Genomic DNA, 25495 nt, shown 5'->3' with positions numbered 1-25495 from the left:
CGGACGAGGCCGACAGATCCCGTTGAGGACCCGAGGTCAGTCAGAGGGCGGGTCAGACCTGCCCGGAAACCGCTCATGAACATCCTCACTGTCAGCGGGTCACGCGGGCGGCCTGCTCGACGACGCCCGCCACCAGGCCGGGGTGGGACACCGCGACGGAGTGCGACGCGGCGACCTCGGTGGTGTGGGCGTGGGCCCGCTCGGCCATGAACCGCTGGGCGGCAGCAGGGATGTTGAGGTCCTCGGTGGTGATGACGTCCCAGCTGGGCACGGTCTGCCAGGCGGCGACGGTGGCCCGCTCGGTCAGCGCGGCCTGGGCGATCGGCCGCTGGGTCGCGGCCGCCAGTGCGGCCCGGTCGGCCGGCACGTCGGCGGCGAACTGGGCCCGGAACCTGTCCTGTCGGATGTACAGGTCGGTTCCGGTGCTGCCGTCGGCGTTCGTGACCGGCACCGGGTCCAGCGTGCCGGACAGGGTGGACCCGGGGAACTGGCCGGTCAGTTGCAGCGCGGACTCGCCCGGGGCGGGCAGGAACGCGGCGACGTAGACGAGGGCCTTGACCCGCGGCTCGCCGACGGCGGCCTCGCTGATCACCGAGCCGCCGTAGGAATGGCCGACCAGGACGACGGGGCCCTGGACGTGGTCGATGACGCTGCGCAGCGCGGCGGCGTCGGAGGCCGGGCCGCGCAGCGGGTCGGCGGCGGCCACCACCGGGTAGCCGTCGCGGCGCAGCTGCGCGATGACGCCGTCCCAGCTGGAGCCGTCGGCGAACGCGCCGTGCTCCAGCACGACGGTCGGCTTCGGGGCCCGGTCGGTGGCCGGGCCCGGGGCGGCGGCGTTCGCGGCGTTCGCGGCGCCGGCGATGCCGAACGCGCCGACGGAGGCGATCGCGCCGGCTCCGGCGGCGGCACCGGTGATGAGGCGGCGCAGGCGGCCGTTCTTCATGCTGAACACGGAAGGTCACTCTCCAAGGGGTCGGGAAACAGTGCAGTGGCTCGCCGGGTCAGAGACGGTCAGAGTCGGTCGGCGTCCACCAGGGCCTGGGCGAAGGCGGTCGGCGCCTCCTGCGGCGCGTTGTGGCCGGTGCCGGTGAGGACTCGGTGCTCATACGCGCCGGTGAAGAACTTCCGGTACCCGGCGCCGTCGGTGGTGGCCAGGAATGGGTCGAGCGCTGGGTCCAGGGTGATGGTCGGCACCGTGATGACCGGCCGGGCCGCGAGCAGCTGCTCGTAGCGGTCGTAGCGGCGCTCGCCGTCGGCCAGGCCGAGGCGCCAGCGGTAGTTGTGGATCACGATGGCGGCGTAGTCGGGGTTCTCGAACGCGGCGGCCGTGCGCTCGAAGGTGGCGTCGTCGAACTTCCAGGTCGGGGACACCTCGTCCCACACCAGCCGGCACAGGTCGTGCCGGTTCTGCCTGGTCTCCATGGCGACGCGGCCGCGGTCGGTGGCGAAGTAGTACTGGTACCACCAGGTGTGCTCGGCCTTCGGCGGCAGCGGGTTGCGCTGGGCGGGGACGTCGGTGATGAGGTAGCCGCTCACCGACACCAGGGCCCGGACCCGCTCGGGCCACAGCGCCGCGATGATGCCGGCCGTCCGGGAGCCCCAGTCGAAGCCGGCCAGCGCCGCCCGGTCGATCTTCAGGGCGTCCATCAGGGCGAGGATGTCGAGGGCGATCGCGGACTGCTGCGCGTTGCGGACGGTCGTCGGGGACAGGAACGCGGTGGTGCCGTGGCCCCGCAGGTAGGGCACGATCACCCGGTAGCCGGCGTCCGCCAGGAGCGGCGCCACGTCGACGTAGCTGTGGATGTCGTAGGGCCAGCCGTGCAGGCAGATGACCACGGGGCCGTGCTTCGGCCCGGCCTCGGCGTAGCCGATGTCGAGTACGCCCGCCTGGACCCGCTTGAGCTCGGTGAACGTGGTGTGGGTGCCCGGGGCGATGGCCGGGATGACCGGGGCCCGGCGGCCGGACTGGCCGGGCCGGTCTGGCCGGTCGGCACCGGCCGCGGCCGCAGAGGCGGAGGCCGCGCCGAGCGACGCGGCCGTGGCGCCCACGCCGAGACCGACCGCCCTGGTGAAGGTACGCCTGCTGATCATGTCTGGTCCTTCCCGGAGACTCGCTGGTGCCCCAACTGTTCTTCGGCCACCGGCCGGACGCATCAGTCATCTGACGGTGCGCCGCCGGAGACGTGCGAAATGCCTGCCGTCACCTGGTGCGCAGGGGCCCCGCGAAGGACTTGCGCAGGGCGGCGGGGGCGGCGACGGGGAGCAGGGCAGCGAGCATCCGGCCCTTGAAGTGCTGGGGCTGCCGGGTCAGTTGGACGTCGACCCGGGTGCCGTCGTCCTCGGGGGTCAGCCGGAAGACCCAGCCGCCGCCGGGGCCGAAGAGCTTGGAGTCCAGGGTGGTGACGGTGACGGTGTCGCCGTCGGGCTCCCAGTCGTAGCGGGCGCGCTCCCAGGCGGCGGCGGTGCCCTCGGTGACCTCGGCCCAGGTGTCGCCGAGGGCGTGGACCTCGAAGTGCTCGGCGTCGATGGACGGCCAGGTCTCGGCGCGGGCGGGGGTGAAGTCGGTCAGCACCGCCCGGACGTCCTGCGCGGGGAGGGTGGAGACGAGCTGGAACCGTACGACTGCCATGGTGGTGTCCTCATCGGAAAGTAACTGTTCTGACCGGTGACGAAAGAGTTCCATGAGTCGGCGTCACCCGTCAAGATGGTTACGGGTGATCGGGTCCGGAGACGCAGAACGGGCGGACGCCCCGCAGGGGGTGTCCGCCCGTTCGCCGGTCGGGTCGGCTGTCGGCCGGTCAGGTGTCGATGAGTCAGGTGCCGCTGGGCCTCACGGCATGGCCGGGGGGAGCGTCGCGCCGGGGGAGGTCGGCGCCCAGGTGGGCGGGGCGGCGGCCTCCCGGGGGTCGGTCTCGCGCATCAGGACGCGCCAGCCGTCCTCGCCGCCGATGCCGTCGAGGCGCAGCCGGAGCTGCTTGACCTGCCGGGTGCGCTCGAAGTAGAGCACCACCGACTGGCGGACCGAGCCCTCTCCGTGGAACTCCGCGGTGACCGGGCCCTGTGCGCCCGCCCGGAACGCCTGCACCCAGTTGCCGGCCGTGCTGCGCGCCTCCGCGCCGGAGCCGTCGGAGGTGGCCATCGCCGCCAGGGAGTCCTCGGAGCCGTCGGCGAGGCGCCAGACGATCTGCTGGGTCAGCCGCAGGGTGCCCGCGGACGGGAATCCGACCGTGCGCAGCGGCTCGTGGGCGGCGTAGTCGTCGACGTACCGGAGGTCGTCGTCGGCCGACATCCACCAGGCGGTGGCGGCGGACGAGGCGAGCGCGGCGACGAGGGCGGCGGCGGTGACCGTCTTCCACCGGCCCCCCGGGGGCCCGGCCGGCCTTGGGGCGTGCATTGCTACTCCTTTGCCCACTGTTGAACGGCAGTGATGCGGGGAGTTTAAGGAGGTCAGCGGCCTGACGGCGGGCCCGAAAGCGGACGAATGCCGTCAATCCCGAGGATCCTCCGGAATGTTGATGGGATCGTGACGTCTGCTCGGAGGCGGGTGGACCGGTGGGCGGGCCGGTGGGCGGACCGGTGCCCTCGCCGCGGAGTCCCCGTGGAATCCCCGCGGCGAGGGCGCGGGTTCAGCCGCTCAGTCGAGCGTCCACTGCTGCAACGGCGAGCCGTTGTCGGGTTGTTGGGTCAGCAGGTCGCCGTCGTCGGGGCCGTCCGTGGTGAGCAGGAGCCCGCTGTGGACGTTGCTGAGGGTGTAGGTGCCGGAGGGGAGCCGGGTGGCGGTCCAGCGCTGGTTGTCGTTGCCGGTGCAGGTCCACTGGATCACGGGGGTGCCGGGCGCGGTGGCACCGCCCTGGTCGTCCGCGCACAGTCCGGAGTGGGTGTTGGTGAGGGTGTACGAGCCGTCGGCCTGCCGGGCGAAGGTCCAGCCCTGGTTCGCGCCGCCGTTGGCGGTCCAGGTGTCGAGCCGGGTGCCGGGGGCCGTCGACCAGTCGGGGTCGTCGAGGGCCTGGCCGGAGGTCGACACCACGTGGGTGCCATCGAGGCCGGGGGTGGCCGTGGCGGGGGTGAGGATGAGGGTCTGGGCGGCGACCGGGCGGGTGTCGGCGGTGCTGCCGGGGTTGTCCCAGCTGCGCTGGGGGGAGGTGGCCACGGCCTGGGGGCCGGTGGTGAGGCTGAGCGCGAGGTCGCTGTAGCGGTTGACCAGGCGGTAGCCGCCGGTGGGTGCGGACGGCCCGCTGCCCGTCGGGCTGGTGGCCACGATCTGGATCGACCACTGCTGGCCGACGGTGGGTGCGCCGCCGCGGGCGGCGAGCGTCGGGGCGGCGCCCCAGGCGCGGCCGGCGTTGCCGCGGGAGTCGACGCCGAGCAGCTTGCCGGAGCCGGCGTTGGCGATGGTGTAGAAGCCGTCGCCGGTGGGGGTGAAGGTCCACTGCTGGGCCGGGGCGTCGGCGGTGGCGGAGGTGGTCAGGGCGTTCCCGCTCTGGGCCAGGGCGCGGCCGTTGCCGGCGGCCAGTCGGTACGGGACGCCGCCGGTGACGGGGGCGGGCGGCGGGCCGGTGGCGGCGGTCGGGGCGATGGTGACCTCGGAGTACTCGCCGCTGCCGGTGGAGCAGCTGTACCAGCAGTAGGAGCGGAAGGTCTTGCCGAGCACGGTGGTGCCGGTGCGGTTTCCGGAGTCGACCAGCCAGCGGTACCAGGAGCTCTGCGGCCCGCCGACGGAGCCGATGTCGGTCCACTGCTGGGTGGCCAGGTCGTCGGTGACGTAGTAGTGCTGGGGCTGGTCGGAGCCGGCCTCGTTCTCGGGGGTGCCGAGGTACTTGCCGAGGTAGGCGCTCCAGGCGATGTTCAGCACGGACAGCTGCGAGGGGGCCGGCATGGTGCCGGTGGCGATCTGGGTGCGGATGCTGCCGGTCCGCGTCGGGGAGTAGTCGTCACCGGGGGCGAGGTAGCCGGTGCCGACGCCCTGGGCGGGGACGAGGTCGCTCTCCGCGCCGCCGACGCCCGGGGTGGACCAGGAGCCGTCGTGCCACTTGGTCCAGGAGGAGGCCGCCATCTTCCCGGAGATGGGCGCGCGGGCGACGTGCTCCTCGAAGCCGCCCCAGCCGCCGGTCTTGTCGACGGCCCGGGACATGTAGAACACGTAGAAGTAGCCGGAGCGGTAGTCGGTGAACAGGCGCGGGTCGCCGTCGCCGTAGGAGTAGGTGGAGCCGGGGAAGGTCGCGGTGTCGCCGCGGACGGTGCTGTACGGGGTGGTGATCGCGTGGTCCGTGATGGTCCAGGTGTGGCCCTGGTCCTTGGAGACGGTGGCGTCGATGGCGTCGTAGTGCAGGCCGTCGCCGAACGGCTGCGGGGTGAACTCGTTGTGGACCAGGCCGTACCACCAGCCGGTGTCGGGGTCGACCCAGACGCCGGTCAGGTCGCAGTAGTTGCGCTGGGCGTAGCCGGAGCCGGCGGGCGCGGCGGTGGCGCCGAGGCCGGTGGGGCTGTTGTTGCAGCGCCAGGTGGTGTCGCCGTTGCTGTCCTGGGGGTTGGCGGGGTTCACCGCGGTGCTGATCGGCGCGGGGGTGGCGGTGTCGAAGTCCGCGCCGCGGTAGAACTGCCAGCTGCGGCCGTCCTTCGCGCCGTACAGCGAGTGGGCGGACTGGTAGTAGAACTGCCCGTCGGTGTCGGTGTAGCCGAAGGCGGGGGTGTCGTCGGCGTTGCCGAAGGGGACGGGTTTGCCGCTCGAGAGGGTGTAGGGCGCGGGCGGTGCCGCGGTGCCGCCCCAGACCTCGGTGGCGGAGGGGGTGCACGGGGCGAGGCCGACCCGGGCTCCGTCGGTGGCCGAACTGCCCTGGAGGGCGAGGCACTTGGCGGACTTGGCGGAGTAGACGGTGCCGTCCGGGAGCCAGCCTAACCGCTGGTTGGGGCCGGCCGTGCAGCCGTACAGCTGGAGCAGCGCGCCGGTGGCGTTGGAGGCGTCGGTGATGTCCAGGCACTTGCCGAACGCGGTGACGCTGCCGTCGGGGTGCCAGGTCCACTGCTGTGCGGCCGAGCCGTCGCAGCTGAGCAGTTGGACGGGGTTGCCGTCGGCGGTGCCGGCGTTCGCATCGTCCAGGCACTTGCCGCCGATGGTGACCGTGCCCGTGGTGCCTGTGGTGGCGGTGGGCGGGGCGGCGGAGGCGGGGGGAGCGGCGGCGAGCGGCAGGCAGGTCGCCGCCGCCAGGGCCAGGACCGGCACGAGCGAGGCCCGGGCCGGCCGGGACGTCGTCCGTCTCATCGGGGGATCCTTCCGGAGGCGTGCCGCCGGTGGAGTGGGGGAGGCGGCACGACTGGCGATTAGTTCCGCCAGAATCCGAACTTATTAGGGGTCATGTCAACCCCCGTGCAGCAATCCGATGTGTGCGGGAAGGCCGGCCCCGCGCAGGGCCCTGGGTGGCCGGTCAGCCCCGGGCGGGCGTCATGGCGCTGGTCGGGTCCTGGTAGACGGCGTCCAGGGCGAGCAGGGCGCCGCCGCGCGCGGTGCCGGTCAGCCCGGTGGTGGACAGCACGACCTCGCAGCCCCCGGCGTCCGGGGCCATCACCCGCTCGCGCATCTGGGCGGTCACGCTGTCCAGCAGGTACTCGCCGAAGAAGGCGAAGTGGCCGCCGAGGACGATCAGCCGGGGGTTGAGGATGTCGGCCAGCAGGGCCAGGCCGGGAGCGAGGCTGTCGGCGATCCGCTGCAGCGCCGCCAGCGTGCGGGCGTCCCCGGCGCCCGCCCGGTCGCGCAGTTCGGCCAGCCGGCGCTCCAGGTCGACCATCGGGTCCCAGACCAGGTCGCCGGGGTCGGCGGCGTAGCGCAGCAGGGCGCCGCGGCCGATGGTGGTCTCCCAGCAGCCGCGTCTGCCGCAGGCGCACAGCTGCTCGGAGGGCACCAGCTGGAGGTGGCCGACCTCGCCCGCGTAGCCGCCCGCGCCGCGCACCAGCTGCCCGCCGGCGATGATCCCCACCCCGACGCCGGTCTGGCCGGTGACGTAGACGAGGTCGCGGACGTTGTCGGCGGAGGCGGTCACGTACTCGGCCAGGGCGCCGAGCTTCGCGTCGTTCTCCAGGTGCATCTCGGGGGCGCCCGGCCCCAGCCGCTCGCGCAGACCGGCGATGGCGGGCACGTCCCGCCAGCCGATGTTGGAGGCGAAGCCGACGGTGCCGGTGACGATGTCGGTGGCGCCGGGCGTGGCCAGGGTGACCCCGGCGACGCGTCCGCCGTCGCGGCGCAGTGCCTCGATGCCCCGGGCGACCAGCTGGGCGGTGGTGTCCAGGGTGGCGTCGGGCCCGGCGGCCCGGACGTCGAAGGGGATCCGCTGCTCCGCGGTGATCTCGCCCTTGAGGTTGAGGGCGAGCAGGCTGACGTAGTCCACGTTGATCTCGGCGCCGATGCCGTGTACCCCGCTGCCGTCGATCTCCACGGCCTGCCCGGGCCGGCCGACGGTGCCCCGGTCCCGCTCGGCCTCGCCCTCGCGGATCAGCCGGCCCTCCAGCAGCTCCGCGGTGAGGTTGGAGACGGTGGCCTTGGGCAGGCCGGTGTCCTCGGAGATCCGGGCGCGCGAGCGGGGGCCCTCGTCGCGCAGCAGCCGCAGCACCATGCCGAGGTTGGCCCGGCGGGAGGACGAGCGGTCGCGGGCGACGGCCGGGCCCGCCATGGCCAGGCTCCGTACGCCGGAGCCCTGAAGCGCTGCCTTCACGAACCGCTCCTCTGGTGGTCACGGGGGTGCCGTCGGTCTTCCTCCGCGGCCTCTTGACTTTATCAGGGTTGGTTCAAACAATAACCGAACGAATTGGCTGGTACCCGCTTCGCCCCGGGTTCGAGCCCCGCCCTCCGGGTCCGAGGAGACACACACGTGAAGACAAGACCTGTTTCGACGGCCGCCGCGCTCGCGCTCGTGACGGCCGCGGTCCTCGTCGCCGGCTGCTCCTCCGGCGGCAGCGGAAGCGGGGGTACGGGCGCCGCCTCGGGCCCGGTCAAGCTCGAGTTCTGGGGCTGGGCCCCCGGGTACGAGGAGTCGGTAGCCCAGTTCAACAAGACCCACCCGGACATCCAGGTCGACTTCGCCAAGACCGCCTCCGGCGCCAAGGGCGGCTACACCAAGATGCTCACCGCCGCCAAGGCCGGCAACGCCCCCTGCCTGGCCCAGGTCGGCTACGAGACCCTGCCCAGCTTCGCCGCCGCCGGCGCCCTCACCGACGTCGGGAAGTACACCGCCTCCGCCAAGGGGCAGTTCGCCGACTGGACCTGGAACCAGGTCACCGTCGACGGCCACACCTACGGCATCCCGGTCGACACCGCGCCGATGGCCCTGATGTACCGCAAGGACCTCTTCGCGAAGTACGGCATCGACAAGCCCCCGGTCACCTGGGAGGAGTACGCCGCCGACGCCGCCAAGGTGCACGCCGCCGACCCCACCGTCTACCTCGGCAACTTCGGCAACGACCCGTACACCTACGCCGGGCTCGCCTGGCAGGCGGGCGCCAAGTGGTTCGGCACCGGCAACGACCAGTGGCAGGTGAGCCTGGACAGCGACGCCAACCGCAAGGTCGCCGGCTACTGGCAGGACCTGCTGGACAAGAAGCTGGTCAAGACCGACCCGAGCAACGACGCCTCGCAGTTCGGCGACATGGCGAACGGCAAGATCCTCTCCGACGTCAACGCGGTCTGGGACGCCCCGATCATCGCGAGCAGCGTCAAGGACGGCTCCGGCCAGTGGGCCGTCGCCCCGATGCCGGTGTGGGACGCGGCCAAGCCCGCGTACGGCAACGACGGCGGCTCCGCCACCGCCGTCCTCAAGGGCTGCGCCCACGCCAAGGAGGCCGCCGAGTTCGCCACCTGGATGAGCACCGACGCCGACAGCCTAGGCAACCTGATCAAGGTCACCGGTATCTACCCGGCCGCCACCTCGGGACTGTCCCACCCCGCGCTCAGCCAGCCCGACCCGTTCTACGGCGGGCAGGTCATCTACGACGTCTTCAAGGCGGAGGCCGCGCACATCACCACCGACTGGCAGTGGGGGCCGACCATGACCCAGACCGCCACCGACCTCGGCGACGGGCTCGGCAAGGCGGGCACCGGCGGCTCCACCCTGCCGAAGGTGCTCGCCGACCTGCAGAGCCGGACCGTGGCGGGCATGAAGCAGCAGGGCCTCGCCGTCGCCGGCTGACCCCTCGGCAGCGGACCCGTCGCCGGCTGACCAATTGTCGGCTGGCCCGGCACCGACCGGTCGGGCCGGGGCACCCGGCTCGACCCACCCATGCTCCACCACGGAGGGACGACACCCATGACCACCGCCCTCGCCGGGCGGACAGCACCGCAGGACCAGGCCGCCCGCCCGGCCGCCCGGCGCTCCCGCCGCCAGGCCCGGACCGTCGCGCTGTTCCTGGCCCCGTTCCTGCTGCTGTTCACGGCCCTGTACCTGGCGCCGATCGGCTACACCCTCTACCAGAGCCTGTTCCGGATGCACCGCTCCGGACTCGGCCTCTCGGCCCCCACCCAGGTCTTCGCCGGACTCGGCAACTACGCGACCGCGCTGGGCGATCCGGCCTTCCGCGGCTCGCTGCTGCGGGTGCTGCTGATCGGCGTGGTCCAGGTGCCGGTGATGCTGCTGCTGGCGCTCGTCCTGGCCCTGCTGCTGGACGCGAAGTCGACCATGTTCAAGCGGTTCTTCCGGCTGGCCTTCTTCCTGCCCTACGCCCTGCCCGGGGTGGTCGGCGCGATCATGTGGTCCTACCTGGTCGCCCCCGGCCTGAGCCCGATCACCGCCGCCGCCCACCACCTGGGCCTGCAGCTGAACCTGACCTCCGACGGCATGCTCGGCCCGACCATCGGCAACATGCTGACCTGGGGCTGGACCGGCTACAACATGCTGATCATCCACTCCGCCCTCCAGGCCGTCCCGGCCGAGCTCGCCGAGGCGGCCAGGATGGACGGCTGCTCGGCCTTCGGCATCGCCTGGCGGATCAAGGTCCCGATGATCCGCCCGGCCCTGGTGCTGACCACGGTGTTCTCCATCATCGGCACCGCCCAGCTCTACAACGAGCCCGCCATCCTGCACAACGTCGCCCCCAACCTGAGCAGCAGCTACACCCCCATCTACGCCGCCTACAACGCCGTGGACGCCAACAACTTCAACCTCGCCGCCACCGAATCGGTCGTGCTCGCGCTGCTGGCGTTCGCGCTGTCCTTCGGCTTCCTCAAGCTCGTCCAGCGCCGCGGGGAGGCCCTGTGAACACCGCCGCTGCCACCGCCACCACCGCCACCGACCGTCCTGGCCGTCCGGACCGCGCCGACCGTGCCGTCCGGTACACGGCTTCGCGCTGGCTCACCCTCGGCGTGCTCCTGATCGCCTCCGTCTACTTCCTCGCCCCGGTCTGGTGGCTGCTGGTCGCCTCGACCAAGACCAGCAGCGGCCTGTTCGCCGGGAACGGCTTCTGGTTCGGAGACTTCGCCCTCTTCGACAACCTGCGGGAGGTCTTCACCCGCCAGGACGGGATCTACCGGCAGTGGCTGGGCAACAGCGCCCTCTACGCCGTGGGCGGCGCGACCGTCTCCACCCTGATCTCGGCGATGGCCGGCTACGCCCTGGCCAAGTACCGGTTCCGGGGGCGGGAGTTGACCTTCAACGGGGTGCTCGCCGCGGTGCTGGTGCCGCAGCCGCTGCTGGCCGTGCCGCTCTACCTGCTGTTCTCCGAACTGCACCTGGTCAACTCCTACTGGGCGGTGCTGCTGCCCAGCATGGTCAGCCCGTTCGGCGTCTACCTGGCCCGGATCTACGCCGCCGCCGCCGTACCGGACGAGCTCATCGAGGCCGGACGGATCGACGGCGCGGGCGAGTTCAGGATCTTCGCCACGGTCGCCCTGCGGGTGATGTCTCCGGCGCTGGTCACCATCTTCCTATTCCAGTTCGTCGCCATCTGGACCAACTACCTGCTGCCCGTGCTGATGCTGGCCGACGACCACCTCCAGCCGGTCACCGTCGGCGTCGTCGGCTGGCAGGCCCAGCGGGCGCTCGGCCCCGGCGCGCCGCCGCTCAACCTGGTGGTCACCGCCGCGATGGTCTCCGCGATCCCGCTGGTCGTCCTGTTCCTGTCCCTGCAACGCTTCTGGCGCGCCGGCCTCACCGCCGGGAGCGTCAAATGAGGAGGCCCGGCGTGCGAGCCCGGTACCACCTGCGGTTCCAGCTCCACCCCACCCCGGACGCCGCCGAGCGCACCGCCGAACTCGCCGCCTTCTGCCGGGAGTCGGGCGTCGACGAGGTCGTCCTGCTGCTCGGCGCCGAGGAGTTGTACCCCGGCCACCCCGCGGGCGGGGCCGAGGACCGGCTGTACGACACCGCCACGACCGCCGTGGGGATCCTGCGCGGAGCCGGGCTTGAGGTCAGCCTCAACCCCTGGGTCACCGCCGGCCACGCCGACCGCGGCCGGGCCGACCGGCTCGGCTTCGCCCCGATGGTCGGACCGGACGGCACCGCGGCCACCGCCCAGGCCTCCCTGGCCTGCCCGCGCTTCCGCTCCTGGATCACCGCCCACTACGCCCGCTTTGCCGAACTCGGCTTCCGCGTGCTGTGGTTGGAGGACGACTTCCGCTACCACAACCACGCGCCGCTGCCCTGGGGCGGCGGCTTCGAGCCGCTGATGCTGGAGCGCCTCGCCGAACTGGCCGGGGAGCCGGTGACCAGGGAGCGGGCGGTCGCCGCCGTGACCGCCCCGGGCCCGCCGCACCCGTGGCGCGCGCTGCTGCAACAGGTCTGGCGCACCGCACAGTTGGAGGTCGCCGGCCACGTGGCGGCAGCGGTCGCCAAGGCCTCCGGCGGGCGCTCGCAGCTCGGGCTGATGAGCTCCGAGCCCGGCGTCCACTCGGTCGAGGGCCGCGACTGGCCGGCCCTCTTCGACGCGCTCGGCATCGACGGGCAGGCCTCGCACCGGCCGCACTTCGCCCGCTACTCGGACGCGCCGGGCCGCGAACTCAGCTTCTCGGTCTGGATGCTGGAGGTCCAGCGGGCCCTGCGGCCACGGCACGTGCGCAGCGAACCGGAGATCGAGAACTGGCCGCACACCGCGTGGTCCAAGTCCGACACCCAGACCTGGTCGGAGCTCGTCACCGCCCAACTCGCGGGCTCCGACGCCATGTTCCTCAACCTCCACCCCATGCAGTCGGGCGCGGCCGGACGCTTCCCGCGGGTCGCCGAGCTGCTGCGCCGCTCCCGGCCCGCGCTGGACCTGCTCGCCGGGCCGGCGGCGCCCACCCACGGCGTGTCGCTGCCCGTCCGCCCGGACGCCGCCGCGCACGTCCGCACCCGCCGGGGCGGCGACCTCGCCGACCTGGCCGTCGACCCCGGCCCGGCCGCGGACCACCTGCTCCGCTACGGCGTGCCCGTCACCGCGGCGGACGCCCCGGTCCGGGTGCTGTTCGGACAGCTCGCCTGGGCCTACGAGGACGCCGAGCTCCGGCGGATGCTCGCCGGCGGCCTGCTGCTCGACGGCACCGCCGCTCACATCCTGCGGGCCCGCGGATTCGGCGGCCTGCTCGGGGTGACCGTCGAGGAGGTGGTCGAGCGCGAGGCCACCTGCGAGCCGGGCCCGTACGCGCTGGAGCGGGTGCTGACGGGGGAGGGGGCGGGCGCCTACCTGAGCGTCAACGTCCAGCCGGCCCTGGCCCGGCTCCGGCCGGCCGCGGGGGCCGAGACCTGGACCGAGATCCTCACCCCGGACCACCGGGTCTGGGGCGCCGGCCGCTGCGTGTTCACCAATGAACTCGGCGGCCGGATCGCGGTGACGGCCGCCACGGCGGTCGAGCTGCTGCCCCACGACGACGACGGGCAACGCCTGCTGCACGCCGCGATCCGCTACCTGGAGGGTGACCGGCCCACTCTGCCACTGGTCACCGGCGGCCCCCACCTGATCCCGCACCTGACCCGCACGGCGGACGGCTGGCGGCTCGCCGTCGCCAACGGCAGCGCCGACCCGGCCCACCCCCGGGTGGAGCTGCCCGGCAACCCCGCCCGCACCGACGCCGTGCTGCTCCGCCCGCTGGCCGCCCCCGAGCCGGTCGAGGCCGCAGTGACCGGTCGCAGCGTCGAGGTCACCGAGGAGCTGCCGCACCGCGGCTGGCTGCTGCTCGACTGGCAGTAGCCGCGGCCGGCATGCCGGGAGCCGGCCCCACCGGGACGCGCACGATCGCGCCATTCCCTCCGGGCTCGAACCGCCCTCCTCTCCACTGGGTACAAGCCGGACGGGCCGGAACCCTGCCACGGGCGATCGCGTCGCGGCGCTCCCGCCGATGGCGGCGGCCGGAGCGGCCTGGAGAGGGAGCCGGCCGCCATGGCCATCGGATGATCCGAATGGCCGGAATCGGGGTGAGTCCTGATCTGTCCGGAAAGGGCTTCGGGCGACGCGGCGCCCTACCCGGGCCCGCTCTCGCGGCGGTACTCCTGGGGGGCGGTCAGCACCGGCGACCGGTCTGCCGGTGCGCCCCGACGAGAAGGAGTGATGGACTCATGACCAGCGCGATCCCGATCCCCGATGCGCGGATGAAGGAGCTGCGGGAGCTGGCTGCCAGGCTGAGGCCGGAGCGGGTCGCCGTCTCCTGCGACCAGCTGCAGGCCGACATGGACAAGTCCTTCGGGTCGTCCTTCTCCGACCCCGCCGCGGGTCTGGGCTACTTCATCGACTACATCTGGGCCCTGTCGCTCGGGTGCGCCTTCCTCAAGAACTACGACCCGGCCTTCACGGACCCGACCACGGGCAAGCAGTTCCAGATGCAGGTGGTGGCCAACTCCTGGGACGTCCGCGGCTCCAAGCTGTACATGGAAGGGAGCTACCTGTGGGCCGACGACATCAACCGCAAGGGCAACACCGACAGCGGCAAGGACATCTACGACCTCTTCCAGCTGGTGCCGGCCGGCTTCAAGGCCTCCGTCGCGGGTGACAAGCGGGATGCGTACTACATCCTCGTCGCGAGCGGAGCCCAGGCGGGGAAGTACCTCACCGGCCAGACGGACGGCGACGGCTACCGCTGGATCGTGGCGCAGGAGTACGGCGACGACAAGAGCACCCTGGACGTGTGGACGCTGAGCCGCGAGACGTACGCGAAGGACAACAACGAGGCGTCGGGCAAGGCCATCGACAACATCGACGCGTCCGGCAATCACCTCGGGCGGCTCGACGACCCCAACGACAAGGGCGGCCGCCGCATGCAGGTCTACGGCACGTGGAACGGCAAGGCCAACCAGCTGTTCCACTTCCGCCCGGAGGGCTACATCGGCTGAACGGGCCTGGTCGACGCCGCCCGCCCGCCGCCCGGCGGGCGGGCGGCGCTCTCCGGTCGCCGTTCGGTCGCCTTCGGTCAGGCCGATGTGACGGTGGGGAAGCTGTCGCCGCCGACGGCCCAGCGGCCGTGGCGCATCACGGCGACCAGGTCGTAGCTGTCGGAGTCGACCACGACCAGGTCGGCGAGCTTGCCGGTTTCCAGCGAGCCGATGGAGTCGGTGAGGCCGAGCAGCCGGGCCGGGGTGGCGCAGAGCGACTCGACGGTCTGGGCGAGGGTCAACCCGTGTACCAGCAGGGATCTTTGGAAGACCCGGTCGAGGGTGAGCGTCGACCCGGCGATGGAACTGCCGTCGGGGAGCATCGCGACGCCGTTCTCGACGCGGACCTGGAGGGGGCCGAGGGGGTAGAGGCCGTCGCCCATGCCGGCGGCGCCCATGGCGTCGGTGATCAGGGCGACGCGGTTGGGGCCGGCGGTGCCGTAGGCGAGGTCGAGGACGGAGGGGTGGAGGTGGACGCCGTCGTTGATGAGTTCGACGGTGACGCGTTCGTCTTCGAGGAGGGCGACGATGGGGCCGGGGGCGCGGTGGGCGATGCCGGGCATGGCGTTGAAGAGGTGGGTGGCGACGGTGGCGCCGGCGTCGATGGCTTCGAGGGTGGTGGTGTAGTCGGAGTCGGTGTGGCCGACGGCGGCGATGATGCCGAGGTCGGCGAGCATGCGTACGGAGTCGAGGCCGCCGGGGAGTTCGGGGGCGAGGGTGACCATCTTGGCGTGGCCGCGGGCGGCGTCGACGAGTTTGCGGACCAGGGCGGGGTCGGGGTCGCGCAGCAGGTCGGGGCGGTGGGCGCCGCAGCGGTTGTGGGAGATGAAGGGGCCCTCGAAGTGGATGCCGGCGAGGGTGGCGTCCTCGACGAGTTCGGAGAGGACGGCGGCCTGGCGGGTGAGGTCGTCGATCTCGCCGGTGACGGTGGAGGCGACGGTGGTGGTGGTGCCGTGTTCGAGGTGGGTGCGGGCGGCGAGCAGGGCTTCTTCGGCGATGCCGGAGGTGTAGGAGGCGCCGCCGCCGCCGTGGACGTGCAGGTCGACGAAGCCGGGGACGACGGTGTGGCCGGTCAGGTCGAGGTCGCCGGGCCGGGTCTCCCCGCCGAGGCCTGCGATCCGGGTGCCCTCGACGGTCAGGCGGTCGCCGTCGACGACGCCGCCGGGCAGGACGAGCCGGGCGCCGGACAGGGCGGTGCGATCCAGGACGGTCACGCGCGTCTCCCACTCTGCTCAGAACTGTTCGATCGGCCCAAGGTACAAGCAATTATGAACAGGGGATAGCCGGTCGCGACGGCGGCGTGGACGTGACCAAGAGGGCTCCGGGTGGTGGGAGTTGTGATCGGTTTGTGATCGTACTGGTCACTCGTGGGACTGTCGGCCGTTGCCCCCGACGTGCACAATCGGCCGCATGACGACAGCCGCGGGCGCTCCGCCCACGCAGGACGCGCCGTCCAACCTCGCCATGGGATTCCTGACGGGTGGTGTGATCGGGGCGTCCCTGGCCGCGTTCATCAGCGGATGCGTCATCGGGAAGGTGCCGCTGATCGTCCTGGGGCTCGCGCTGCCCGCGGCCTACGGTCTGGCGGTGTTCCTCGCCACGCTGCCGCGCCGGGCCCGGGAGGCCGCCGTCGTGCCGTGCACCGCGCTCGCGCTGATCGAGGGCCTGGAGGCCGTCGGGGGTGAGGCCAGCGATGTGCCGGTGCGGTTCGAGCTGAGCGTGGTGCCGGACGGCGCGCCCGCCTTCCGGGTCGGGATCCGGCAGGAGATCAACCTGGTCGAACTCCCCGACTACCGGCCGCGCGGGGTCGTGGTGGTGGAGTACCCGCCGGACCGGCCGTGGAAGGCGCGGATCGTGAAGCGGCCGACGCCGGAGTGGGAGCGTCGGGCAGCCGGGGCGCGGTTGGACTCGGTGCCCGGCCCGGCCTCACGGGAGGAGGACTCGTTGGGCTGCGCGGTCGGTCTGCTCGCCGTCCTCGGCCTGCTGCTCGGCGCGGCCGCCGTGCTCCTGCTCTTCCGCACCGAGCTGTTCGCGGCGGTCGAGGACGGGATCGGCACGTCCGGACCGGCCGTGACGTCCTCCTCCTCGTCCTCGTCCACCACGGTCACCGTGACCTCGGCGACCGGCACGGTCGCCCTCGGGCCGGGGCAGTCCCTGCTCGACCAGGGCGAACTGCGCAAGGCCGTCGAGTCGTTGACCCAGGGCACGGACCAGCGCCGGGCGCTCGCCGTCGTGGTGCAGGACCGTCTGCTGACGGTCGTCTTCGCGCCTGCCGGCGGCCAGGGTCCCGGGTTCGACCCGCGCTCCCTGCCGTACGACCGCGTCCCCGGCCTGGTGGAGGAGGCCCGGAGCACCCTCGGCGTCGGGACCCCGAAGAGCTGGCAGCTGACCGCCGACGGGCTCACCGGCGCGCTGACGCTCAGGGTCGTGGTGACCGGCGACGGGGGCGCCGGGACGCTGGAGGCGGACGGGCGGGGCCAAGTGCTGCGGCGCAGCGGCGGCTGAGCGGAACAGGAGGAGGGTGCAATGGGGTGGGACGGGGTGCTGCTGCTGTGGTGCGCGCTCTGGGCGGTGGTGGCCGTGGTCGGGCTGGGCCGGTCGCTGGCCGGGGTGACCAAGGCCCAGCGGACGGTGCGGCTGACGGGGCGGATCGTACGGGTGACGCAGCCCCGGCACGGCGGGTCCCGGAAGGGCGGGATCTCGGTGGTCGTCTCCTACCGTGACCCGGCCTCGGGGGCGGAGGTCGTGGTGACCAACGACGGTGACCGCGGCGAGATGATCACCGCCGCTTGGGAGGGCCGGGAGATCGGGGTCAGTCACCCACGGGGCAGGCCGCACGCCTACCGCTTCTCCGGGATCCCCGAGGGCCCCGCCCGCGGACTGGGCTGGCCGGCCTTCGCGCTCTTCCTGGTCTATGCCGGGCTGGTGGCCCTGGCCTCGCTCCGGTGGGGGTGGCCGTGGGCGCTGATCGGCGTCGCCGGCCCGTGGGGCTTCGCCGGGATCCTCCAACTTCCGGGGGCGGTACGGGAGAAGAACGACCGCCTCGGGGAACTGGCCGCGATGGAGGCGGTGCCGGGGCGGGTGGTCGCGGTCCTCCAGGACACCAGCCTCGACGACGACGGCCACGTCTCGACCACCATCACCCCGGTGGTGTCCTTCACCACCCGGGCCGGCGCGGCCGTCACGGCCTACTGCACATCTCACCTCGCGAACCCGGCCGGTGCGTACGGACACGAGCTGACGATCCATCATCTTGTTGCGAATCCCGGCGAGTTCACCCTGGACCCGGCCGCCGAGCGGAGCACGGCAGGGCGGGACGTGGTGCACCAGGTGCTGATGGTCCTCGTGCTGGCGGTGACCACCGTGACGGCAACGGTGCTGCTCTGAGCGGCCGCGGGACGGCTGCGGGACGGCCGCGGGACGGCCAGGGGGCGGTACCGGGCGAACCCCGGCACCGCCCCCGTTTCTCAGTCCCGGCCGCGGCGCACCAGGCGCGCGCCGAGACCCAGGCGCGTGGTGGCGGCGCCCGCGCAGCCGCCGAGCAGGATCGCGAGCCAGGTGCCGAGCCCCAGGCCACGGCAGACCAGGGCGGTGGCGACCAGCACGGCCAGCAGCACCGCGAGGTCCACGGCCGCGGCCCGCCGGCCCGCGGGCCCGTACCGACCGGTCAGGCCCGCCAGGCCCGCCAGGCCCGCCAGGCTCGCGAGGCCGAGAGTGCCCGTCAGGCGGCGCCGCCCGCCGCTCATGACAGCTGGCCGATCAGGCAGCCGGCCCCGGCGACCGTGACGTAGCCCCAGGGGCCGCCCGCGAACTTCACCATCCGCAGCCCGTTGCGGGCCCGCTGGATGTTGACGCTGACGTGGTGGGCCTGGACGGGGACGTACGCGGAGAGCGCGCCCATGCCGCACTTCTTGGCGGCGCTCTTCACCACCTTGCCGGCCTTGCGCCAGTTCCAGCTGAACGGGTTCCACCAGGGGTCGGCGACCACCGGGAAGGCCGTGGCCGCGGTGAAGTCCACCCGCTGCACCAGGGTGTCGCCCTCCAGCCGGTAGGAGGTGGGGACGTCGTTGCCGCGGGAGTCCTTGGCCCAGGGGGCGCGGATGGCGGCGATCGGCTCGTCCGGGTTCGCCGGGACGATCACCACCGAGCCGTCCGGCTGCTGGCGCAGGGTGGCGCCCGGGGCCAGGCTCACCGGCACCCGGTACTCGCGCGGCGCGTTCGCGTTCTTGATGACTTGGAGGGTCCGGCTGCCGCCCGCCAGGGTGGGCTGGACCACGGTGTCCACCGGGGAGGCGGCGTCGGCGTAGACCACGCTGCCGCCGAGGTTCACGCCCTGCTTCTGCTGGGCGGCGGCCGAGCCGATGCCGACGGCGGCGATGTCGTCCGGCTTGACCCGGGTGGGCTCCTTCGGGTCGCGCGGCACGGTGACCGTGCCGGTGGCCGTCTCGGCGATCGCCGCGTACCGGCTGTCGCTGGTGGCGGCCGGGGTGAGGTCGGCGGCGTCCAGCACGGAGTTGGCCGCGCCGAGGGCGTCCAGGGCCGGGCCGGGCTTCCACGCGGTGTCCACGGTGAAGGTCACCGGCTCCGACCAGCCGTTGGCGTAGTGCAGCCCGTCGTAGGTGGTGGTCCGGAAGGTGTAGGCGCGGCCGCTGGTGAGCTTGCCGGCCGGGACGGCGGCGGAGGCGGTCCCGCCGGCGCGCACGAAGCCGGAGTTGAAGAGCGCGACGACCTCGCCGGTCGTCTTGTCCTTGACCTCGAAGGTGCCCTGGACCTGGTCGTCCTCGTTGACGTCCTCGGTGGTGAAACGGAGCGTCGGGGTCAGGCTGTCGACCTTGTAGACGCCGCCCTCGCTGTGGAAGGGCGGGCCGGCCTGGAGGTTGCTGCCGTTCTTGGGGCGGTAGTTGAAGGTGACGGTCAGCTTGGGGGCCTTGTCCTCGGTGCTCTCCGAGGAGTGGAAGCGCTTCCAGGCGTAGGTGTCGGACTCGTCGACGGCCTTCAGCGCCACCGAACCGGTAGAGGCCTTGGCGCTCGCCCAGGTCTTCGCCAGCTCGGTCACGTCCGCGCCCACCCAGCCGGCGTTGCCGCAGGCGCTGCCGCGGGTCTCGGCGGAGGTGGCGGCCTTCTGCTGGAGGGCGGGCTGCTTGGTCCAGCGGGTGGAGGTGTCGGCGGGGTCGGCGGCCCAGACCTCCCAGCCGCGCTTCTCGCAGGACCAGGAGTGGTAGTTGTACAGCTCCAGCTTGGCGTCGGTGACGAGCGCGTCGGCGAACTGCCCGGTCTCCCAGGTGAGGAAGGAGCGGGCGGTGCGCTTGGTGGCGCCGGCGTGGTCGCCGGGCCAGCCCAGCTTGAGGTCGGTGGACGCCGACTGGTCGGTGGTGTCGCCGCCCTGGACGAAGGTGTCGAACATGACGGAGAGGGTGTCGGTGGCCGGGTCGACGGTCACCGGGTACTGCGTGGCCGGGTCGGCCAGGAACGCCGGGTCGGGCGTGAGCCGCAGTTCGACGGTGTCGCCGTCCTGGGCCACCGTCATCGGCACCCGGGCGCTGCGCTTGCGCTCGCCGGACCGCTCGTCGACCTGGGCGTCCCACATCACCGGCGCCGGCATGGTGGCGACCGGCTCGCCGCTGCCCCGCTCGCTGAACACCACCGAGCCGTCGTCCTGCTGGACCGCCCGCAGGCCGGGGAGCTTCAGCGGCAGCGTCATCGGTGCGAGGTCGCCCGCGGGGCGCTGCTTGAGGGTGAGGAACTGCTCGAAGCCGGTGCGGGTGGCGTCCACCACCAGGTCGGCCCCGGGTACGGCGTCCGGGTAGGTCGCCCTGGTCCCGTCCAGGACGGGCGCCGGCAGGCCGCCCTTCCACTGCACCCCGATCCTCCGGTCGCCGGTGCCCAGGGTGATCAGGTCGCGCGCGGCGGAGGCCGGAGCCTCGGCCGCCGCCCGCGCCGAACGGGCCTTGGCGCCACCGTGGCCGGCCAGCCGCAGGTGGTTCGGGTGCGCCTCGGGGGCGATCCCGCCGTCCGCCCGGCGCCGCAGGGTGGCGTCCACGTCGACCCAGCGGCCGTCCTCGAGCATCCGTACGGGGCCGGCGCTGACCTCGGTGGTGAGCGTCCCCTCCGGGTCGGCCCAGGTGGTCGAGGTCTCGGTCCGGCGGTCCAGCACCTCCACCCGACGGCCGAACACCTCCGCCGCGAGCAGCGCGGATTCGGCGGTGGCGGCCTCGGTGACCGGCCCGCCCAGCGGCGTGCCGACCCGGGTGGCCCCCGGCGCGGCCTCGCGCACGGTGGCCGCGTCCCCCTCGTCGGCCAGGGCGGGGACGGACGAGCCGAGCAGCGCGAGCGCCGCCAGGGCCGAGACGCCTCCGGCCGCGGCGGCCCGGCGGTGTCTACGTCGTATCGACGACATGGATGTCCTTGCGTCGGGGATCGGCCCCTCGTCTGTGGGGCGTGACCCGTGATCAGTAACGCCCAAGACATTAAAAGATTCGTAAAGAATGGTCAAATAAAGGTAAAGGCCACTATCGCGCACCTTTTCTCCGGAGGTCTCGGGGCAGTGTCTTCTTGGAGTGGTCCAGACCTCATTGGTCCAGACCTATTGACCAACTCCGGCTTCCCTCCTACGATCCGGTCCGGCACAGCCCCACATGTCCCCCACCTCACCCAGAGCCGGGCGCCACGCCCCCACGCGTCGGTCATGTCCATGGCGCCCCGGCGGGAAGGGAGCGCAGCATGTTCCGTCGGAGGTCGCGAACTCCCCGTCCACCGGGCGGTTTCCGCCCCACCCCGGTGCGCGCGACAGCGCACCGGACCGGTCCCGCCCCGCACCGGTCGACCGTCCTGACCCGCTCCCTCGCGGGAGTGAGCGCCGCCGCCCTGATCGGCGCGGGCATCGCGGTGGCCGGCTCCGTCACCGCCGGGGCCGCCACCCCCAACCTGGTGGCCAACCCCGGCTTCGAGAGCGGACTCTCCGGCTGGACCTGCTCCGCCGGCACCGCCGCGGTGGTCGGCAGCCCGGTGCACTCCGGCGCTGCCGCACTCCAAGCCACGCCGACCGGCCAGGACACCGCCCAGTGCTCCCAGACCGTCAGCGTGCAGCCCAACTCCCAGTACACGCTGAGCGCTTACGTCCAGGGCAGCTACGTCTACCTGGGCGCCACCGGCACCGGCGCCGGCAGCGACCCGTCCACCTGGACGCCCGGCAACGCGTCGTACGGCCAGCTCAGCGTCGGCTTCACCACCGGGCCCGGCACCACCTCGGTGACGGTCTACCTGCACGGTTGGTACGGGCAGCCCGCCTACTACGCGGACGACGTGTCGCTCACCGGCCCCGGCGGCAGCAGCCCCACACCGACTGCCACGCCGACCAGCGCTCCGCCTACCAGCGCTCCGCCGACCTCCACGCCGCCGACGACGCCCCCGCCCACCTCCACCCCGCCGACCACGCCCCCGCCGACCACGCCTCCGCCCGGCGGCGACACCTGCCCGACCAAGCCCCGGCCCTCGGGCAAGGTCCTCCACGGCTACTGGGAGAACTGGGACGGCGCCGCCAACGGCGTCCACCCGGGCCTGGGCTGGGTGCCCATCACCGACAGCCGGATCGCCGCGCACGGCTACAACGTCATCAACGCCGCCTTCCCGGTGATCCTCTCCGACGGCACCGTCCTGTGGCAGGACGGCATGGACGCCAACGTCAAGGTCTCCACCCCCGCCGAGATGTGCCAGGCCAAGGCGGCCGGGGCGACGATCCTGATGTCGATCGGCGGCGCCGCCGCCGGCATCGACCTGAGCTCCAGCACCGTCGCCGACCGCTTCGTGGCGACCGTCGTCCCGATCCTGAAGAAGTACAACTTCGACGGGATCGACATCGACATCGAGACCGGCCTGTCCGGCAGCGGCGACATCAAGACGCCGTCCGCCTCCCAGGCCAACCTGATGCGCATCATCGACGGCGTGCTGGCCCAGATGCCCGCGGGCTTCGGCCTGACGATGGCCCCGGAGACCGCGTACGTCACCGGCGGGAGCGTCACCTACGGCTCGATCTGGGGCGCCTACCTGCCGATCATCAAGAAGTACGCCGACAACGGGCAGCTGTGGTGGCTGAACATGCAGTACTACAACGGCAGCATGTACGGCTGCTCCGGCGACTCCTACCAGGCCGGCACCGTCCAGGGCTTCACCGTCCAGACCACCTGCCTGAACAACGGCCTGACCATCCAGGGCACCACCGTCACCGTCCCGTACGACAAGCAGGTGCCCGGCCTCCCGGCCCAGCCCGGCGCGGGCGGCGGTTACATGGACCCGGGCTCGGTCGGCCAGTCCTGGAGCGCCTTCGGCGGCGCGCTGAAGGGGCTGATGACCTGGTCGCTCAACTGGGACGGCTCGAAGGGCTGGACCTTCGGCGACAACGTCAAGTCCCTCCAAGGCCGTTGACACCCCGTTGAAGCACCGCCGACGGCCCGCGTCCCGGTACCCCCGGGGCGCGGGCCCTCGCACGTCCGCCGTCCAGCGTGGCCGGCGGCTGGACCGAAGGAGGGACACCCGGGAGCGGAAGCCGGGCGCGGACGGCCCGGTCGCCTAGCCTGCGGACGGTGAGCGGGAAGCTGCGGGTGTTCCTGGGGGCGGCGCCGGGGGTCGGCAAGACGTACGCGATGCTGCGGGAGGGCCGGCGGCTGCGCGGCGAGGGTGTGGACGTGGTGGTCGGCCTGGTGGAGACGTACGGCCGGCGCGGTACGGCGGAGCAACTGGGGGACCTGCCGGTGCTGCCCCGGCGGGCCGTCCCGTACCGGGGCACCGAGCAGTCCGAACTGGACGTGGACGCCCTGCTGGCACGCCGCCCGCACCTCGCGCTGGTGGACGAACTCGCCCACACCGACGTGCCCGGCGGGCGGCACGGCAAGCGCTGGCAGGACGTGCGGGAGCTGCTGGACGCCGGGATCGACGTGGCGACCACGCTCAACATCCAGCACCTGGAGAGCCTCAACGACGTCGTCGAGGAGATCACCGGCGTCGCCCAGCGCGAGACCATCCCCGACGAGGTGGTCCGGGCCGCGGACCGGATCGAACTGGTCGACCTGAGCCCGGAGGCGCTGCGCACCCGGATGGCCCGCGGCGAGGTCTACCCGCCGGACCGGATCGACGTGGCCCTGGACCACTACTTCCGGGCCGGCAACCTCGGCGCCCTGCGCGAGCTGGCGCTGCTCTGGCTCGCCGACCGGGTGGAGGAGGAACTCGCCGACTACCGCGCCCGGCACGGCATCCGGGCGCCCTGGGAGACCAAGGAGCGGATCGTCGTCGGGCTGAACGGTGCCCCGCAGGGCGAGCACCTGATCCGTCGCGGGGCCCGGACGGCCTCCCGGGTGCACGGCGACCTGATCGGGGTGCACGTACGGCTGGACGACGGCACGGCGCTCCACGAGCCGCCCGGCCTGGCCGCGCAGCGGGCGCTGCTGCAGGAGCTGCGCGGCACCTTCGTCGAGGTGAGCGGCGGCGACGTCGCCCGCACCCTGGTGGAGTTCGCCCGGACGGAGAGCGCCACCCAGATCCTGCTCGGGCCGACCGGCCGCAGCAGGCTGCGCGAACTGCTGCACGGCTCGGTGATCAACCGGGTGATCCGGCTGGCCGGCCCGATCGACGTCCGGGTCCTGCCGCCGCGCGAGCCGGGACTGCTGACCGTCCCGCCCGAGCCCAGGCGCCGGCGCCCCGCGCTGGTCCCGCTCCGGCGGCGCCGGCTGGCCTGGCTGCTCGGACCGGCCGGGGTGGTCGCGCTGGCCTGGGCGCTGTCCCCGCTGCGGCATCAGCTCGGCCTGTCCGGGGTGCTGCTGTGCCTGCTGCTCGCGGTGGCGGGGACGGCCCGGCTCGGCGGGCTGCTGCCGGCCGCCGGAGCCACCGCGGCCGGGGCGCTGGCCGCGGACTACTTCTTCACCACGCCCTGGCACAGCCTGACGGTGGAACGCGGCGCCGACCTCGCGGCCCTGCTGCTGTTCCTCGCGGTGGCCGCGGTGATCGCCCACTTGATCGACGGCCTGACCCGGCGCTCGCAACAGGCCGGCCGGGCACGGGCGGAGGCGGCGGTGCTCGCCAGACTCGCGGGGGAGACGGTGGAGTCCGGGCCGCGGGTGCTGCCCGACCTGGTCGCGGAGCTGCGCCAGGTGTTCGGACTGGACGGCGCCGCCGTGCTGGTCCGCACCGGCGCGCTGTGGCAGCCGGCGGCCGCGGCCGGGGCGGAGGCGCCGCTGCGCCCGGACGAGGCGTCCTTCACCGTCGACCTCGGCGACGGCGCGGTGCTCGTGCTGCGCGGCACCCCGCTCACCGAGGAGGACACCCGGCTGCTGGGCCCGTACGCCACCCAGCTCAAACTGGTCCGGGAACGCGAGCGGCTGGCGGCCCGGGCCGCGGCGGCCGAGGAGCTGGCCCGCACCGATGCCCTGCACACCGCGCTGCTGGACGCGCTCGGGCGGGAGCTGCGGGCGCCGGTGGCGGCGGTGCGGCGGGAGGCCGGGCGGCTGCCGGGCCCGGCCGGGCAGCGGATCGGTGCCGAGGCGGCGCGGATGGAGCGGGTGGTCGCCGATCTGGTGGACCTGAGCCGGCTGCGGGCCGGGGCGATGCCGGTGGTGCTGCGGCCGACGGCGGTGGCCGAGGTGGTGCGGGCGGCCGCCGAGGGCGTCCCGGGTGTACGGGTCGACCTGGCACCGGGGCTGCCCCGGGTGCTCGCCGACCCCGGGCTGCTGACCAGGGCGTTCGCGGACGTCCTGGCGGGCGCGGGGTCGGCGGGTGCCGCGGAGGTTTTGATGGACGCCGGGGTGGTGGCCGACCGGGTGGAGGTGAGGGTGACCGTCCGGGGCGACGCGACGGGCCCGGGGGAGGGCGCCGGGCCGGTGGTGGCGCGGGGCTTCGTGGAGGCCATGCACGGCGAACTGGCCGTCGAGCCGGCCGCCGGGGGCGGCACCGCGTACGTGATCGCCCTGGCCCGGGCACCGGAGTGAGGACGGCGGCCGGGACCGGTCGGACCGGCCGCTGCGCCGGCGGGGCGTCAGGGGAGCGTCAGGGGTTCGTCAGGGAGGGTGACGGAGCTTGCCCCGGGCATCCGGGCGGGCTTTGATGGACGACATGCACCGCTCGACACGCCACCACGACCGCCCGCCGCATAGCCGGCCGCGGTTCGTCGTCGCGGTCGCGGTCGCCACCGCCGT

Annotated in this window: 17 protein-coding genes and 2 pseudogenes; 10 read left to right on the top strand and 9 right to left on the bottom strand. The window is 73.4% G+C overall.

The annotated features are described in order from the left end of the window. Positions 1-91 precede the first annotated feature (91 nt). The 6 genes from ACFVXG_RS35935 to ACFVXG_RS35910 all read right to left on the bottom strand — a co-directional run bounded on the left by ACFVXG_RS35935 (position 92) and on the right by ACFVXG_RS35910 (position 7703). The gene (locus ACFVXG_RS35935) at positions 92-943 is read right to left on the bottom strand and encodes an alpha/beta fold hydrolase (RefSeq protein ID WP_387933824.1); all 852 of its coding nucleotides are present in this window, start codon (positions 941-943) and stop codon (positions 92-94) included. A gap of 68 nt (positions 944-1011) precedes the next feature. Next, a complete protein-coding gene (locus tag ACFVXG_RS35930) occupies positions 1012-2091 on the bottom strand; it encodes an alpha/beta fold hydrolase (RefSeq protein ID WP_387933822.1) in 1080 nt (359 codons plus the stop codon). 109 nt (positions 2092-2200) lie between these two features. Then, complete coding sequence (locus ACFVXG_RS35925) at positions 2201-2629, bottom strand: hypothetical protein (RefSeq protein WP_387933821.1); 429 nt, start codon at positions 2627-2629, stop codon at positions 2201-2203. A 201-nt stretch (positions 2630-2830) separates the two neighbouring features. Next, positions 2831-3394 carry a hypothetical protein gene (locus ACFVXG_RS35920; RefSeq protein ID WP_387933819.1) on the bottom strand — a complete coding sequence of 188 codons (564 nt, stop codon included), beginning with the start codon at positions 3392-3394 and terminating at the stop codon, positions 2831-2833. A gap of 240 nt (positions 3395-3634) precedes the next feature. Next, the gene (locus ACFVXG_RS35915) at positions 3635-6259 is read right to left on the bottom strand and encodes an RICIN domain-containing protein (RefSeq protein ID WP_387933817.1); all 2625 of its coding nucleotides are present in this window, start codon (positions 6257-6259) and stop codon (positions 3635-3637) included. Positions 6260-6422: 163 nt separating this feature from the next. Next, positions 6423-7703 carry an ROK family protein gene (locus tag ACFVXG_RS35910; protein WP_387933815.1) on the bottom strand — a complete coding sequence of 427 codons (1281 nt, stop codon included), beginning with the start codon at positions 7701-7703 and terminating at the stop codon, positions 6423-6425. Positions 7704-7859: 156 nt separating this feature from the next. Here ACFVXG_RS35910 and ACFVXG_RS35905 point away from each other — a divergent pair, with 156 nt between their 5' ends. The 5 genes from ACFVXG_RS35905 (at position 7860) to ACFVXG_RS35885 (ending at position 14276) form a co-directional block, all read left to right on the top strand. Beyond that, a complete protein-coding gene (locus tag ACFVXG_RS35905) occupies positions 7860-9173 on the top strand; it encodes an ABC transporter substrate-binding protein (RefSeq protein WP_387933813.1) in 1314 nt (437 codons plus the stop codon). A gap of 117 nt (positions 9174-9290) precedes the next feature. After that, positions 9291-10238, top strand: coding sequence for a carbohydrate ABC transporter permease (locus ACFVXG_RS35900; RefSeq protein WP_387933811.1), 948 nt, complete (start codon positions 9291-9293; stop codon positions 10236-10238). Further along, positions 10235-11149: a carbohydrate ABC transporter permease gene (locus ACFVXG_RS35895; protein WP_387933810.1), complete on the top strand. Its 915-nt coding sequence runs from the start codon at positions 10235-10237 to the stop codon at positions 11147-11149. Before ACFVXG_RS35900 ends, ACFVXG_RS35895 begins: the two co-directional genes overlap by 4 nt. Positions 11150-11160: 11 nt before the next feature. Further along, positions 11161-13140, top strand: a complete 1980-nt coding sequence (locus ACFVXG_RS35890; protein WP_387933808.1) for a hypothetical protein — start codon at positions 11161-11163, stop codon at positions 13138-13140. Between the two features lie 365 nt (positions 13141-13505). Further along, entirely contained in the window at positions 13506-14276 is a 771-nt protein-coding gene (locus tag ACFVXG_RS35885) for a hypothetical protein (protein ID WP_387933806.1), read from the top strand. Positions 14277-14353: 77 nt separating this feature from the next. Here ACFVXG_RS35885 and nagA read toward each other — a convergent pair whose 3' ends face one another. Further along, positions 14354-15529, bottom strand: a complete 1176-nt coding sequence (gene nagA / locus ACFVXG_RS35880) for an N-acetylglucosamine-6-phosphate deacetylase (protein ID WP_387933804.1) — start codon at positions 15527-15529, stop codon at positions 14354-14356. Between the two features lie 196 nt (positions 15530-15725). Between nagA and ACFVXG_RS35875 the strand changes: the two genes are divergently transcribed. Next, entirely contained in the window at positions 15726-16820 is a 1095-nt protein-coding gene (locus ACFVXG_RS35875; protein ID WP_387933803.1) for a hypothetical protein, read from the top strand. Positions 16821-16841: 21 nt separating this feature from the next. Further along, positions 16842-17702, top strand: a complete 861-nt coding sequence (locus ACFVXG_RS35870; protein WP_387933801.1) for a DUF3592 domain-containing protein — start codon at positions 16842-16844, stop codon at positions 17700-17702. An 80-nt stretch (positions 17703-17782) separates the two neighbouring features. On the opposite strand, the gene ACFVXG_RS35865 is transcribed toward ACFVXG_RS35870, so the two are convergent. Both ACFVXG_RS35865 and ACFVXG_RS35860 read right to left on the bottom strand, forming a co-directional pair. Beyond that, a complete protein-coding gene (locus tag ACFVXG_RS35865; protein ID WP_387933799.1) occupies positions 17783-18061 on the bottom strand; it encodes a hypothetical protein in 279 nt (92 codons plus the stop codon). Next, a complete protein-coding gene (locus ACFVXG_RS35860) occupies positions 18058-20712 on the bottom strand; it encodes a DNRLRE domain-containing protein (RefSeq protein WP_387933797.1) in 2655 nt (884 codons plus the stop codon). Before ACFVXG_RS35860 ends, ACFVXG_RS35865 begins: the two co-directional genes overlap by 4 nt. A gap of 323 nt (positions 20713-21035) precedes the next feature. Here ACFVXG_RS35860 and ACFVXG_RS35855 point away from each other — a divergent pair. From ACFVXG_RS35855 to ACFVXG_RS35845, 3 genes and pseudogenes are all read left to right on the top strand, one after another. Further along, positions 21036-21575: pseudogene (locus ACFVXG_RS35855) on the top strand (carbohydrate binding domain-containing protein); the annotation flags it as partial. 201 nt (positions 21576-21776) lie between these two features. Continuing rightward, a pseudogene (locus tag ACFVXG_RS35850) lies at positions 21777-22736 on the top strand (chitinase); the annotation flags it as partial. Positions 22737-22894: 158 nt separating this feature from the next. Beyond that, complete coding sequence (locus ACFVXG_RS35845) at positions 22895-25288, top strand: DUF4118 domain-containing protein (protein ID WP_387933795.1); 2394 nt, start codon at positions 22895-22897, stop codon at positions 25286-25288. Positions 25289-25495 lie beyond the last annotated feature (207 nt).

Source organism: Kitasatospora sp. NPDC058162 (assembly GCF_042884005.1).
Taxonomy (GTDB): Bacteria; Actinomycetota; Actinomycetes; order Streptomycetales; family Streptomycetaceae; genus Kitasatospora.
Note: the sequence above shows the minus strand (reverse complement) of the source record. Positions and strands in the feature narration are given on the sequence as shown.